This window comes from Shimazuella sp. NTD250 (assembly GCF_059510375.1).
Genome location: NZ_JCAJZS010000002.1, coordinates 320,346 through 333,094 on the forward strand (window position 1 = coordinate 320,346; position 12,749 = coordinate 333,094).

Consider the following 12,749-nt stretch of genomic DNA (forward strand, 5'->3'; position numbering starts at 1 on the left):
GGAACCTATCCCAAGACTAGATCTGCTTGACCAGACCACTTCCTGTAGGCTACATCAAGTTGTTTTATTTCTCTTTCGATGATTTCTTGATCAGAAGGTTCCAACACCCTCAAGATCTGCACAGCTTCGAGAAACTGCTGCACCTTTTTAGCGTGCTCTCCCACTGAAAATGGAAATTCCTTGTATGGAATTTTGGAGTTCCAGCGAAGCAGATTTGTTTGTTCGAGTTCTGCCTGAAACTCCTGAACGGTGTCTTCAGGATTCCACCAATCCAAGTGGGAGAAAACAAGGGAGCTGTCACGCAGCTTTGCTCGTTCGATTTCCTTCAAAAGGTGTGTCAGCTTCCTCCGAAGCATTCGGATCAGCTTTCGACTAACAATTTGGAAATCATAACTGCATTCTCCTGTATTTTTTACCACTACCAAGAGGCTAAGTGCCAGCGCAATACTTTTTGTCTTTAGCACCAGTACTTCAGACTCTTCTAGTTCTCTCTCTTTCAAAACTCCTGGTCGCCTAAGGTAGGATTGGATTCCCGTCCATTGCTCCCATGGGGTGGGAGCTGAGTCCCATGGATCTTGAGAAGTCTCAAAAAAAGATGTTTTTTCTTCCCCTACCGCTACCACTTGAGCTACTTCGAACATTGAAGCGAAGAGATATCTCCGTTGTTCAACGGTAAGATGTTCTGTTTTTTCTTTACGTGCCCTTGTTTGAATCCAATAGAGCAGTGTGCCTGAGGTCAGCAGGAAGGGGATGAGCGAGATCCACATATTGGTTCCCAAGATCCCCCACATCCAACCAGAGTAACTGGTGCCAATGACTCCACCAAGTTGCCTTAGAAAGTTAGAGGTTGCAAATCCAGCCCCGAGTAGTCTATGGTTTACTCGATGATGGACTTCCTCTGAAATACTGTGGGCACTTCCTGCGACTGCAACCCCCATCATGACTCCAGCTACCAAAAGAAGCCAGAAGGGACCACTAGTCCAGATCAAGATCAGGCTTACGATCAGGATCAGGATACTTGATCCCATGACGAAGGGGTAGCCTTTGCTGACTACTACTTTTGGTAGGATAGTGACGGAGACGATCCCATTGGCAATAGTCGATGTAAGGAGGATTACACCAGCTGTTTCTGTCCCTACATAGAGAGCGAAGTAGGTGAGGAATGCAAAGTAACTAGCGGTAATGCCCATTCCAGGAAGAGTGATAAAAAAGGCATCTCGTTCGATCAATCTCTTAGTATTCCGAAGGGAAGCAAAAAATGCCCTTTTGACCAGCGTTTTCGCTGTTTGCCTCGTTCTCTCCGGTTCGTGAACAAGCTTAATTCCCCAGTAAACCAAAATCATCGCTCCTGCAATGATTCCTGTTACTGTGAACCAAAGGAGAGATGGATAGTTCACAAGCTTAAGCCCAAGGTACATTGCAAGTCCTGAACCGAGATAGTTACTTGCTAGACGGTAGCCATTGACTTGTGCTTGAACTTTGGGATTGGAAGGAGTACTCCTCCGCATCAACACGACGAAAGCATTTCCCAGCAAAGAATATACGATAGCGACCAGTACTTGAATGATCACATATTCTTTTGTCGTGTGAGCTAGAGGATAAAGGGAGATCGTTCCCAAGAGAATAGGGAGGAAAAAGAGTACCAACCTTTTCGCTCCAAACCGATCAACCACTTTTCCAAAGAGGAGTCCGCAAATCAATCCGGTCAAGGAGAAGCTGGTCATAATCAACCCGATGGACAGCCCTTGCTGATCAAGTAGAATATGCAATGCTTGACTGATTAGGCTAGTGATCGTCACAATGACGATCATCTGCCCGAGAGTTAGAGGTACTAGTCTCCACCAGCGCATGATAAATCCTTTGTTTGATGTTTAGGAGTTCCTTCATACAGTTTACACAATCTTCCGTGTTGGGACAATATATAGTAACCCCTATGAACTTCTGATGGAAAAACGATTCATTTATCCTCGAATGAGAAATATCCTTTTTGACCTCGTATCTAAAGCATTGCACCCCTCCTTCTAGAAGGAGGGGTGCATCGGAATCTATACCAAGACTAGATCATTTGAAAAGACTAGATCTGTTTGATCAGCCCAATTTCCATAGATATCCTCAAGCCTATCCAATTCTTGAATAAGGCTTTTTTGCAGCTTAGGTTCTTCTTCCAGCACACCCAAAATCCGCACAGCCTCCAAATGACGTTGAATCATTTTGGGGCTGGGAAGAAATTCGGAGGTGCAGACTTGTCGAAGGTTGTAGCACCACAAAATCAAACTGGATTGTTCTAGCTCTGCCTGATAGTCCTGTACACTGTCTTCTGAGTTCCACATGGCTTGAAAACCCAGATAGTTTTCAAATAGTTTTGTATTTTGGATTTTTTCTCGATCGATTTGCTCCAGAAGTTGGGTCAGTCTGCTTCGAAGGAATCTGGTCGTCTGACGAAAATCCCCCCAATTTCCTGAACCTGTTCCTGTACTTACTCCTGAACTTGCTGCAGCTCGCAGGAGACCAAACGCAAGAGCAACACTTCGGGTCTTAAATACTAGAATTTCAGAGTCTGAGACTAGACCTTTCGGAGCGTCCACGAGATCTTGATTCAGCCTCATCCAGTACTTATAGGTATAGCTATTGGGCATAGCTAGAAAAGCAGCACTTGCTACCTCATTAGCAGCTTCGTACCTCAATTTATACAGCTCTCTCCACTGTTGGATGGTACTCAGAGTTTCTGTTTTATCTTTCTGAGTTTTCAACCGAATCCAGTAGAGGAGAATGAGTGAGGCCGCTAGGAAGGGAATGAGTGAGATCCACATATTCTCACGCCAGATCCCCCACATCACACCCGAGAAGCTAGTCCCAATTACTCCACCAAGACTTTGCAAAAAGCCTGAAGTTGCATAGCCTGCACCAAGCCGGTCCCTGCTAACCCGGCGGTTGACTTCCTCTGAAATACTAGTACTAAACCCCGCGATGGCAAGCCCCATCATCACTCCAGCTACCACAAGGAGCCAGATAGGATGACCAATCCGAATCAAGATCAGGCTTCCGAGTAGAAGCAGGATACTCGATCCCAAGAGGAAATGATACCCTCTACTCACCATTACTTTTGGTGCAACAGTCATCGTAGAAATGCCGGTCACTATGACAGCAATAAATAGGATTCCTCCTGCTGTTTCCCTTCCTACATAAAGAGCAAAGTAGGTTAGAAAAGCCAAGTAGCAGACAGAAATGCCCATTCCAGGAAGGGCTACGAACAAGGCCTCCTTTTCAATCATCTGCTTGGAGCCCCTAAAGCATGCGAGAAACACGCTTTTGATCAGTGCCAACACTTCCTGCCTCAAGGTCATCTCCGAGTCACTGACTAGAGCAATGCCCCAATATACCAAAATGACCGAGACCGCCATGATCTCCGTTACAGTCAACCAAAGCTTGGTAGGGTTAACCACGAGTTGGAGCCCGAGAAACATGGCAAGCCCTGAACCGATATAGTTGCTCGCTGCTCTGTAACCATTGACTTTGACCTGAAATTTGGGGTCAGCAGGAATGCTCGTCCGCATCAATACGATCAAAGCATTGGTCAACAATGAAAATACTGCCGCAATCAATACTTGGACAATGACATATTCCTTCGTTGTATGAGCGAAGGAGTACAGACTGGTTGCTCCCAAAAGGATCGGAAGAAACAGGATAGCCAGCTTCTTCGCCCCATACCGATCCACGATCTTCCCAAAGAGAAGACCACAAATCATACAGGTCAACCAGAAGCTGGACATAATCAAGCCTGATGACAGTCCATGCTGATCGAGCAAAACGTGCAATGCTTGGCTGATCAGATCATTAACCGTGACGATCATGATCATTTGACCGAGGATAAGCGGCACGAGTTTCCACCAACGCATGATAAATCCTTTGTTTGATATTTAGAAATTCTTTCATATATTTTACATAATATTCTACGTTTCGACAATATATAATCGTCTTATGATCCTCTCATAGCATAAAAGTTCATTCATGAATCGAAAACTCTTTTTACAAAGAAACAGCGATATAAGACTATAATGATTCTATTCTTAAGAAAAATAATTAACACTGTTGTCAACATGCAACTATTATCTATCACATCAGAAAAGAGGAAATCATATGAGCAAACTATCCGATAAAACCGCCTTCGTAACAGGGGCATCAAAAGGAATTGGGGCTCAGATCGCAATCGAATTAGCAGCAGCGGGAGCAGCAGTTGTCGTAAACTATTCTTCCAGTAAAGAGGGTGCTGATCGTGTTGTAGCAGAAATAATGGAAAAGGGAGGCAAAGCGATCAGTATTCAAGGTAACGTAGCGAATTCAGCGGACGTGAAACGAATGTTGAAAGAAGCGAGTAAAGTTTTTGGTTCTATCGATGTGCTTGTAAACAATGCTGGATTATATAAATTTGAAGCCATTGAAAATGTTTCGGAGGAAGAATTCCACTTGTCTTTCAACACAAACGTCCTGGGATCAATCCTTATGATTCAGGAGTCTCTGAAATATTTTCCATCCAGTGGCGGCAGTATTATCAATATCAGTTCGACTGCAAGTAAGAATCCTGTCATCAACTCAACAATCTATTCCGCCAGCAAAGGAGCAATCGATTCTCTCACTGTAGCACTGTCAAAAGAACTAGGACCCCGAAACATTCGGGTCAATGCGGTCGCTCCAGGAGGAACTGATACAGAGGGAACCCAAAGTCTCGGTATTGTTGGCAGTGAGCGAGAAAAGGCACTGGCTAAAGTCACACCACTTGGCCGATTTGGAAAACCACAAGACATCGCCCCTGTAGTTGTATTCTTAGCTTCTGATGATTCTGCTTGGTTAACAGGAGAAAGAATCACAGCTTCCGGGGGATTTCGTTGAGAAGATGTCTTACCTCCTATTAGAGACAAAAAGAATTCTTACGATAAACTTTTATATGATCTTACGTAATAGAGAAAGCCATCTTTTAGAGATGGCTTAAACGCTTATTATCCATTAACTTTTAAAACTATTTTTCCTCGTACCCGCTGACTTTCGCTAAGTTCATGTGCCTTCACCGCTTCTGCTAAGGGCGGAACAGTATCAATTGTTATTTGGATTTTACCAGCATCGATTAATCGGCTGATCTCAGCTAGTTGTTTTCCGTCAGAATGTACTCTCACATTCGAAATTTTTGTTACTAACTTTTATCACAGAAGGAATGATAAGTCTTACACCTTATGGTCTGCTAGAATGAGGGTTTTTGATGATGGAGGAAGTTTTTCTGCTCTTTCTTTTACAATCTATTATGAAACAGTTAGATGGAACTGGGAAACGAATGAACCTATTCATATATGCTCTGCTCTGTTATTTGGAGAATTGGTTAGTTATCTTTTGATTAGCTTGCCTTAACGCGAAAACTACTTGAGTTGCTCTACACACTCAAGTAGTTTTCATATAAGTAAAACGCATTCGTTATAACCTTTCAGAAAGAATTACCTATTCTCTCGCACCATATTGTTCCAATATACGAGAAGCTTCTTCATAATGATCGTTGTCTGTAATGACAGTGACACATATATCCTCTGGATGGGAAAACCCTGTCCCACCAGATATTCCACTTGCATCTGGATGAGTAGCTGCCAGTATCCGGGCATCATCGTCCATTGGCGGTGATCCTAAAGTTGTGGTAGTTAACGAGTTACTTTGATTTTGAAAAATACTTGTAATCTCTTCATCCCCATCATATGGATTACCGCCTAACATCGGAGAAAATCGGTCGACCGATACGGTTTCAAATCCTTTTGCCTTTAATTCTTCTGCTGCTTTCTGCGCTTGATCCATTGTTTGAAAGTATGCAAAAATATTTCGTTGCCCCATAATATCCTTCCTTTTCTTAAATTCATATAGGAAAAGGATTTGTTTTCAAGGGACAATTCATACCAATTATATGAAAATCAACTTTTTCTCGACCAAATAACCATCCTTCATTGATATTTAGCACTTCAGTACAGAAAGTATCTTACTTTGTTTTTATACAAACCATTCTCATCCTCTTGTTTTCTTTCGTTGTATCCACCATTGTCGAATAAAGAACCAATAAAGAAATAAAACTATCAAAGTGAATATTATTTCGAATGTCATTGGTTTTTTCGGATTATCATGTTCAAATTGGATATCTTCAATTTTATTTTCTATTCTCCATCGTAATGGATAGGCTTCTGGTTGCTGTAAAGAAAGTTTTCCTGCGTGATAGGTTCCTGTTTGCGCAAAGGCAAAATCATAGTGTCCTTGTAAACTTTTCACTGTACCAGCAATGTAAGCGACGACTTTATATGTTTTTTCAGGGTCAAATGTTTGATCAGGATAACAACTGACTATCGAAAAATTCGTATCCTTTTCTACACAAGCATATTTCCATTGGTTCTCCTCATCATAAAACGCAACTGCTAAATCTCCATTTCCTGTAAAATCCATTTCAAGTGTCGATTGAACTTCAAGAAGATTTCCATATTTTTCACCGTATTTTATCAACTGGAATGTCGGCAAGACAAATTGATTGATTAATGTATAAGGTTTCCCTCCAATTTGTCCTTGAAATTGAAAAGTAATACATTGTGTCTGAGCCGGGTTTAGATGAGGTATGGATAACGTAGCAGTATCCTCTTTTTGGATAGCAGAAATAGGCTTACCATTTAAGCTGTAACTCCATGTGCCTGTTACTTTTTTATCTGATTCCACATAAAGATGAAACTGCAACGGTTCCTTTGGACTTATATGCGGTTTCAGATCAGCTTTTAAATCTGGTCCAGTTGTTTGGGAGATTGGTTGGAGTTGATAAATACAATTGCTCGGTTCTTTTGGATAAGATGGAGACGCAGACCATACAGGGGTACAAAGACAAAAGGAAAGAGGACAAATCAGGAAAAGAATAGCAGAAAATACCCAAAATAAGTGTTTCAATTCAAAACCTCCCTCACAAAAATTAAAAAAATCAGTTACTTTTTGATTTCATTTTGCTTCCAATAAACACCAAAATCAAAGCCAAAGGAATGATGACAAACAAATCCCAAAGGAGGGGTTTCATATTTATTTCATCTTGTTTTTCCAGGCGTTTATGATAAGCAGGGTCATTTATCATGATCTCTTGAATTTTTTGAGAGGTTTCTTTTTCAGAAGGATAAAAATTTGGTTTTTGCAAAGCTAGCTTACCCTGTTGATATTTTCCTTTTTGAACAAAACTAAACTCGTAGGCCGAACCATAACTTTCAAATGAACCATCAAAATAAACGGCGAGCGAATATGTCTTGCTTTTGTCAAGATCATCAAGCGAACAATAACCATAACTTTCCTCATAAAAAATACATGCATTTTCTAACTCATTCTTTTGATCATAAAACGCAATCGCAAAATCACCTTTTACCGGTAAATAATCCATTAATGGTGCAACAGACAGCGTATTATTTTTAATTTCCACTCGAAAAGTGGGAATTACGATATCATGAGTCAGCGTATATGATTTTCCATCAATCTGTCCATGAAACTGAAAAGTCAGATGTTCGGTTTTGCTGGGATTTAAAGAAGGGATGGAGATCGTTACATTGTTTTCTTTGTAAATAGAAGGTCCTTTTTTTCCATTATGGATATAACTCCATGTTCCAACTGCTTTTTTCTCACCTGAAATGTTTAGAAAAAATACCATTGTCCCTTTGGATGTGCTGCTAGGTTCAATGCCCACCTGTAACTCTGGTGGATAACCTTCTTCTGCAAACGTTGTATGACCATCTATAAACACAAAAAATACAATTGCAAATAGGAAAGTAATTGTTTTCCATGATTGCTTCATTTTATCCCCCCTATCTAGATATATACTATTATCACAGATAATTAAGAAAAAAAGTAATACTCATTTAATTTATCCTGATATTTCTTTTCAATGACTACATAAATTCTAGTTCTTTTTTTGAATAAATGCTATTTAGAACTAACTCACTAACGTTTGGAAACTTGATAGAGAGGGCTATCCATCTAATATTTTCATCTCATTAAAAATATCAAAAAAAATTATCAAATTTAGATGATATTGCTTAAATTCCGATCCTCCTTCCCATATTTTCATGCTAACTTTTCTCGATCAATACGAGCTATAAAAGGGCAAATGTTCAGATTTAAATGGAATTATACTCATTATGTCAGCATTCCTTACACAAAATTGCCTTATTTGCCCGATCATGCTATTATCAACCCAACATTTTAATTCTGAACACATTTATGTGTTAGATAAGTTAACAATATTAAAATTTTAGGGGTGTTGGATTTGAAATTAGCAGATTTATCATTATTGGCAGATTCCTTTTGGGTCTTCTTCAGTGCAGTATTGGTACTATTTATGCAAGCTGGATTTGCTCTGTTAGAAGCAGGTTCAACACGAATGAAAAATGCAGGTCATATCGCAGCGAAACAGTTACTTAGTTTTTCTATTGCTGCTATTGCTTTCTGGGCGTTTGGATACGGATTCATTTTTGGAGATGGAAAATGGATTGGAACCAATAACTTTTTCCTTTCAACACCAACTTCAGCAGGTACAATACCTGTAGAAATATCCTATTTATTTCAATTCTCCTTTGCTGCCGTTTCTTTAGCTATCGCTTGGGGTGGATTTGCGGAGCGAGCTAAGTTGAGTGTATATATACTATTTGGAGCACTCTTTACCATCTTTATTTATCCCGTCGTCGGCCATTGGGTTTGGGGTACAGAAGGCTGGTTGCATGAATTAGGCAAACAAGACTTTGCTGGATCAACAGTCGTCCACTTACAAGGGGGAGTAGCAGCCCTTGTTGCAACTTTGATGCTCCGTCCTCGTAAAGGAAAATATAACGCAGATGGTTCTGTCAACACGATTCCCGGTCACAACCAAGTGTATTCTGTACTAGGAGCACTTATCATTTGGATTGGTTGGTTTGGTTTTAATCCAGGAAGCACCTTGACACTAAAAGATGGATTCTTTGGTTATGTCGCTTTGACTACCAATCTAGGTGCAGCTGCAAGTGTATTAGGCGCGATGTCAATGGCTTATTTACGCAGACAAAAATTAGAAGTATCGATTATGGTAAACGGGTTACTCGCTGGTTTAGTAGCTATTACCGCCTCCTGTGCTTTCGTTGAGCCATGGGCTGCAATTGTTATCGGATTTATTGCTGGTTCTATTACCGTCGTCTCTGCAAGCTACCTTGAAAAAAGAGGAATTGACGATCCAATCTATGCTTTTTCTGTCCATGGAGTAGCTGGAATTTGGGGAACAATTTCCACTGGTTTCTTCGCTGCACCTAAATTAGTTGAAAAAGTCGGGATCGGTTCCGCTGGTTTGTTCTATGGTGGTGGTTTGAAACAATTGGGAGTACAAACTTTAGGAGTCACTGTGACCATTCTCTATGTTGCAATCGCATCCTTTGTTCTGCTATCTGCGATAAAGGCGGTAGTTGGTTTCCGGGTTTCCGAAGAAGAGGAACAACTCGGATTAGATATCTCCGAACATGGCAGCTATGCTTATCCAGAACATCATCAACATATCAAAGAACAAGAAGAGACCAGTTCCTCATCTACTCCTGTTTCAGATGATGTCGTTACTGCATAAAAGCATATAAAATTATCCATCAAAAAAGGCATCTATTCAAAAAGATGCCTTTTTGATCGCTTACATTTTTATTTGTGTACAGCTAAATATTTCAACAAACATAAATATATTTTAAAAATTGCAGGATTCCTTCGATTCGCTACAGAATATTTTGATTATCAACAATTTACCAGAAAACTGGCACAAGTTAAAACAATACTACTTCCACTAAACAGCGTCATCGTAAATATCCATATAGGACTGCCCTCATTGAAGAATTACAACTAGTGCATAAAGGGGACGCCTGAACATGTATAAAACAGTTGGAATTTATACAAAAATTACAGATGAAAAAAAGTTTGAAAAATATTATGTTGATAACGTCTTACCACGAATGATCAAATTTCCTGGTGTAATCAAGGTGAAAATTACTCATCTAATCACAAGCACGAGAGAAATACCCACCAGCTTTCAAGATATAAAATTTGTAATGGAGACCTATTACGAAACTATCGATGATGTCAGACAGCTAGTCAATACCTCAGAAGGAAAAGAAATTTTAAAGATGATATTGGAAAATCCATATGGAACATGTGGCAGATATGTCGGGGAAGGAGAATCATACTCCTTGAAAAACACAAAAACTTTTGATAAACAATAATAAATTTTCTATAAGCCTAATGCAAAACCTAGGGATTTCCCTAGGTTTATTCTGAGCTCAGTTTTTCCATTAGCTGAGTAAAAGCCAATGGCGGCTCCGTTTTTAATTCGATTCGTTTTCCTGAGCGAGGATGGGTAAAACCTAATGCTTCTGCATGGAGAGCCTGCCCCTCAAACCCATATTTATTTTTTACAGGCCCATATACCAAGTCTCCAATCAACGGATGACCAATCGATTTCATATGGACTCTAATTTGATGGGTTCGGCCAGTTTCAAGCTTACACTCTACATAAGTTGCCTCAGCAAATCTTTCCATCACGGTAAAATGGGTAGTTGCATGCTTTCCATTTCGATGTTCTACAGCCATCTTTTTTCTGTCTCTCGGATCTCGACCAATTGGAGCTTCAATCAAGCCTCGTTCATGGCGAATAACACCATGAACGATGGCAAGGTACATTCTCGTTATCGTATGTTCCTTTAATTGCTCTACCAACGAATGATGGGTCAGGTCGTTTTTAGCAACCATGAGCAAGCCAGAGGTATCCTTATCGATCCGATGGACAATACCGGGACGAGCTACCCCTCCTATCCCAGATAACTCTTGTTTACAGTGATAGAGCAAGGCGTTAACTAGTGTCCCACTATAGTGACCAGGAGCAGGGTGGACGACCATGCCACGAGGTTTATTCACCACCAAAACATCCTCATCTTCATAACAAATCTCCAGAGGTATATTTTCTGGTAAAATATCGGAGTCTACTACTTCTGGAACATCTATCTCCACTTTTTCTCCGAGTTTTACTCGATAGCTTTCTTTCTTTATTTTTCCATTTACCAAAACGCGATGGTTTGATATCCATTCTTGTACTCGTACCCGAGACCAATCTGGCTCAAATCCTGCGATTGCTTTATCCAAACGCTCTCCTGCCATCTCTTCGGTAATAATCACTTGGTGTATATCCATTAGGCATCTCCAACTGAAGTATCATACTGCTCTTTTTTGTAATCCATTAAGTTCGCAATTAAAAACAAAATTACACCTACACAAATTGCGGAGTCCGCAACATTGAAGATAGGAAAATGATAACTCCCAAACTGAAAATGAAAAAAATCAACAACTTCTCCTGTACGAATCCGATCAAGCAAATTTCCTACTGCTCCACCCAGCACAAAAGAGAGTGCTGTCTTCGTCAGCATCGATTCTTTTTTCATTTTCACCATAAATACAATAATTGCAATGACAACACCAACTGTCACTACAATAAACAACCAACGCTGTTCCTGTAAGATACCAAAAGCAGCACCTCGATTGCGGTGAGAGGTGATAGAAAAGAAGTTATTTATCACAGAAATTGATTGATATAGCTCCATATGTTGGACAATCCACCACTTGCTTAATTGATCAAGTCCGATAATTAGGATCGATATGAGAAAAAAAAGTAACACAAAACTCCCCCGTTCCATTTATTCATTTCCGATTGTAGCACAAGGAGACGAAGGAGGAAAATGACTTTTGAACGATTATGTTTTACTTAAGAACAACAGGCAGTAAACTAGGAAAACGGGTTCCCACTAGCCTAATATGCGTCACTCCAGATTCTCTGAAAATATCTGTTCTTACTAATACAAGGAAGCACCCTTTCCCATCTCATAAATAATGAGCAATGGTCGCTTCCTATTGCTGTATTTTTAGCTATCTTCGTCTAAATTCAGTTCTCTTTCTTTCCGATAATATGCTTCGTTATGAATGATTTCCGGCATTCCTTCATTGTGACCGGTTATATCGGTGACGGCAAACCCTTCAATAAGATCCACATATCCTTGGGGCTCATCGTTATCTTCCAATAATTCATCATAGGATGTACCATCTTGAAAATCATCAGGTGGACTGGATGTGCCAAAACGCTCTACCGACTGCCAAGCATCCTCTCCATCAAAGCCATTGTAATCACTATCATCCTTAAAGCTATGTGTTATAGAATTTTCTATCACCTCTTCTTCAATCGGACGATGCCCAGTAATTTGATGAGTAGATTGATGCCCGCTGCACGTAGTTGTCCACGGAACAGCTTCTAATCGTTCATAAGGAATTTCTTGGTGACATACCTCACATATTCCATAACTCCCTCGTTCCATACGAGATAAAGCACGATTCACAGCATCGATGTGATGCTGATCCGCATCTTGCAATGCCAAATCTTTCCCTCGTTCAAATAGCTCTGAACCAACGTCTCCCGGGTGATTGTCATAGCCCGATAATTCTCCAACCGAGTCATTCATTCCCATTTCTAACCCATAATCATGATTTTGTTCTAAACGCTGTTTAAAATCTTGTTTCTCCTTTATTAATAGCTGCTTTAACTTCTCAAGCTGTTGTTGATTCATCGAACATCCTCCACACTTTTTTTGTTAGCATTTCCAAAAACAAAAAAAGTACTTACTAAAACGCAGGCAGCCGGCAGACAAGTTTTCACTTGTTCACCGGCTACC

General features: G+C 40.2%; 13 protein-coding genes. 4 read left to right on the forward strand and 9 right to left on the reverse strand.

Annotated features, from left to right (window positions below):
* Positions 1–5 precede the first annotated feature (5 nt).
* On the reverse strand, positions 6–1,850 hold the full coding sequence (locus AC5WOF_RS06495) for an MFS transporter (protein ID WP_496049132.1): 1,845 nt from the start codon (positions 1,848–1,850) through the stop codon (positions 6–8).
* A 195-nt stretch (positions 1,851–2,045) separates the two neighbouring features.
* Positions 2,046–3,896, reverse strand: coding sequence for an MFS transporter (locus AC5WOF_RS06500; protein WP_496049133.1), 1,851 nt, complete (start codon positions 3,894–3,896; stop codon positions 2,046–2,048).
* 241 nt (positions 3,897–4,137) lie between these two features.
* Between AC5WOF_RS06500 and AC5WOF_RS06505 the strand changes: the two genes are divergently transcribed.
* Entirely contained in the window at positions 4,138–4,887 is a 750-nt protein-coding gene (locus AC5WOF_RS06505; RefSeq protein WP_496049134.1) for an SDR family NAD(P)-dependent oxidoreductase, read from the forward strand.
* 107 nt (positions 4,888–4,994) lie between these two features.
* Here AC5WOF_RS06505 and AC5WOF_RS06510 read toward each other — a convergent pair whose 3' ends face one another.
* The gene (locus tag AC5WOF_RS06510) at positions 4,995–5,168 is read right to left on the reverse strand and encodes a zinc-binding dehydrogenase (RefSeq protein ID WP_496049135.1); all 174 of its coding nucleotides are present in this window, start codon (positions 5,166–5,168) and stop codon (positions 4,995–4,997) included.
* An 83-nt stretch (positions 5,169–5,251) separates the two neighbouring features.
* Here AC5WOF_RS06510 and AC5WOF_RS06515 point away from each other — a divergent pair, with 83 nt between their 5' ends.
* The gene (locus AC5WOF_RS06515; protein ID WP_496049136.1) at positions 5,252–5,383 is read left to right on the forward strand and encodes a hypothetical protein; all 132 of its coding nucleotides are present in this window, start codon (positions 5,252–5,254) and stop codon (positions 5,381–5,383) included.
* A 101-nt stretch (positions 5,384–5,484) separates the two neighbouring features.
* Here the strand turns inward: AC5WOF_RS06515 and AC5WOF_RS06520 are convergent, their stop codons facing one another.
* From AC5WOF_RS06520 to AC5WOF_RS06530, 3 genes are all read right to left on the reverse strand, one after another.
* Positions 5,485–5,865 carry a hypothetical protein gene (locus tag AC5WOF_RS06520; RefSeq protein ID WP_496049137.1) on the reverse strand — a complete coding sequence of 127 codons (381 nt, stop codon included), beginning with the start codon at positions 5,863–5,865 and terminating at the stop codon, positions 5,485–5,487.
* Positions 5,866–6,033: 168 nt separating this feature from the next.
* Entirely contained in the window at positions 6,034–6,948 is a 915-nt protein-coding gene (locus tag AC5WOF_RS06525; protein ID WP_496049138.1) for a hypothetical protein, read from the reverse strand.
* Positions 6,949–6,979: 31 nt separating this feature from the next.
* Positions 6,980–7,831, reverse strand: coding sequence for a hypothetical protein (locus tag AC5WOF_RS06530; protein ID WP_496049139.1), 852 nt, complete (start codon positions 7,829–7,831; stop codon positions 6,980–6,982).
* 465 nt (positions 7,832–8,296) lie between these two features.
* Between AC5WOF_RS06530 and AC5WOF_RS06535 the strand changes: the two genes are divergently transcribed.
* Both AC5WOF_RS06535 and AC5WOF_RS06540 read left to right on the forward strand, forming a co-directional pair.
* The gene (locus AC5WOF_RS06535) at positions 8,297–9,619 is read left to right on the forward strand and encodes an ammonium transporter (RefSeq protein WP_496049140.1); all 1,323 of its coding nucleotides are present in this window, start codon (positions 8,297–8,299) and stop codon (positions 9,617–9,619) included.
* A 289-nt stretch (positions 9,620–9,908) separates the two neighbouring features.
* Complete coding sequence (locus AC5WOF_RS06540; RefSeq protein ID WP_496049141.1) at positions 9,909–10,259, forward strand: EthD domain-containing protein; 351 nt, start codon at positions 9,909–9,911, stop codon at positions 10,257–10,259.
* A 46-nt stretch (positions 10,260–10,305) separates the two neighbouring features.
* Here the strand turns inward: AC5WOF_RS06540 and AC5WOF_RS06545 are convergent, their stop codons facing one another.
* The 3 genes from AC5WOF_RS06545 to AC5WOF_RS06555 form a co-directional block, all read right to left on the reverse strand.
* Entirely contained in the window at positions 10,306–11,223 is a 918-nt protein-coding gene (locus AC5WOF_RS06545) for an RluA family pseudouridine synthase (RefSeq protein ID WP_496049142.1), read from the reverse strand.
* Entirely contained in the window at positions 11,223–11,705 is a 483-nt protein-coding gene (gene lspA / locus AC5WOF_RS06550; protein WP_496049143.1) for a signal peptidase II, read from the reverse strand. The genes AC5WOF_RS06545 and lspA overlap by 1 nt, the downstream gene beginning before the upstream one ends.
* A 243-nt stretch (positions 11,706–11,948) precedes the next feature.
* A complete protein-coding gene (locus AC5WOF_RS06555) occupies positions 11,949–12,644 on the reverse strand; it encodes a TraR/DksA C4-type zinc finger protein (protein ID WP_496049144.1) in 696 nt (231 codons plus the stop codon).
* Positions 12,645–12,749: the final 105 nt, after the last annotated feature.

Excerpts from the sequence above, each read along its gene's own strand:
- AC5WOF_RS06495 (WP_496049132.1), bottom strand. The coding sequence starts at position 1,850 with ATGCGCTGGTGGAGACTAGTACCTCTAACTCTCGGGCAGATGATCGTC.
- AC5WOF_RS06500 (WP_496049133.1), bottom strand. The coding sequence starts at position 3,896 with ATGCGTTGGTGGAAACTCGTGCCGCTTATCCTCGGTCAAATGATCATG.
- AC5WOF_RS06505 (WP_496049134.1), top strand. The coding sequence starts at position 4,138 with ATGAGCAAACTATCCGATAAAACCGCCTTCGTAACAGGGGCATCAAAA.
- AC5WOF_RS06515 (WP_496049136.1), top strand. The coding sequence starts at position 5,252 with ATGATGGAGGAAGTTTTTCTGCTCTTTCTTTTACAATCTATTATGAAA.
- AC5WOF_RS06520 (WP_496049137.1), bottom strand. The coding sequence starts at position 5,865 with ATGGGGCAACGAAATATTTTTGCATACTTTCAAACAATGGATCAAGCG.
- AC5WOF_RS06530 (WP_496049139.1), bottom strand. The coding sequence starts at position 7,831 with ATGAAGCAATCATGGAAAACAATTACTTTCCTATTTGCAATTGTATTT.
- AC5WOF_RS06540 (WP_496049141.1), top strand. The coding sequence starts at position 9,909 with ATGTATAAAACAGTTGGAATTTATACAAAAATTACAGATGAAAAAAAG.
- AC5WOF_RS06545 (WP_496049142.1), bottom strand. The coding sequence starts at position 11,223 with ATGGATATACACCAAGTGATTATTACCGAAGAGATGGCAGGAGAGCGT.
- AC5WOF_RS06555 (WP_496049144.1), bottom strand. The coding sequence starts at position 12,644 with ATGAATCAACAACAGCTTGAGAAGTTAAAGCAGCTATTAATAAAGGAG.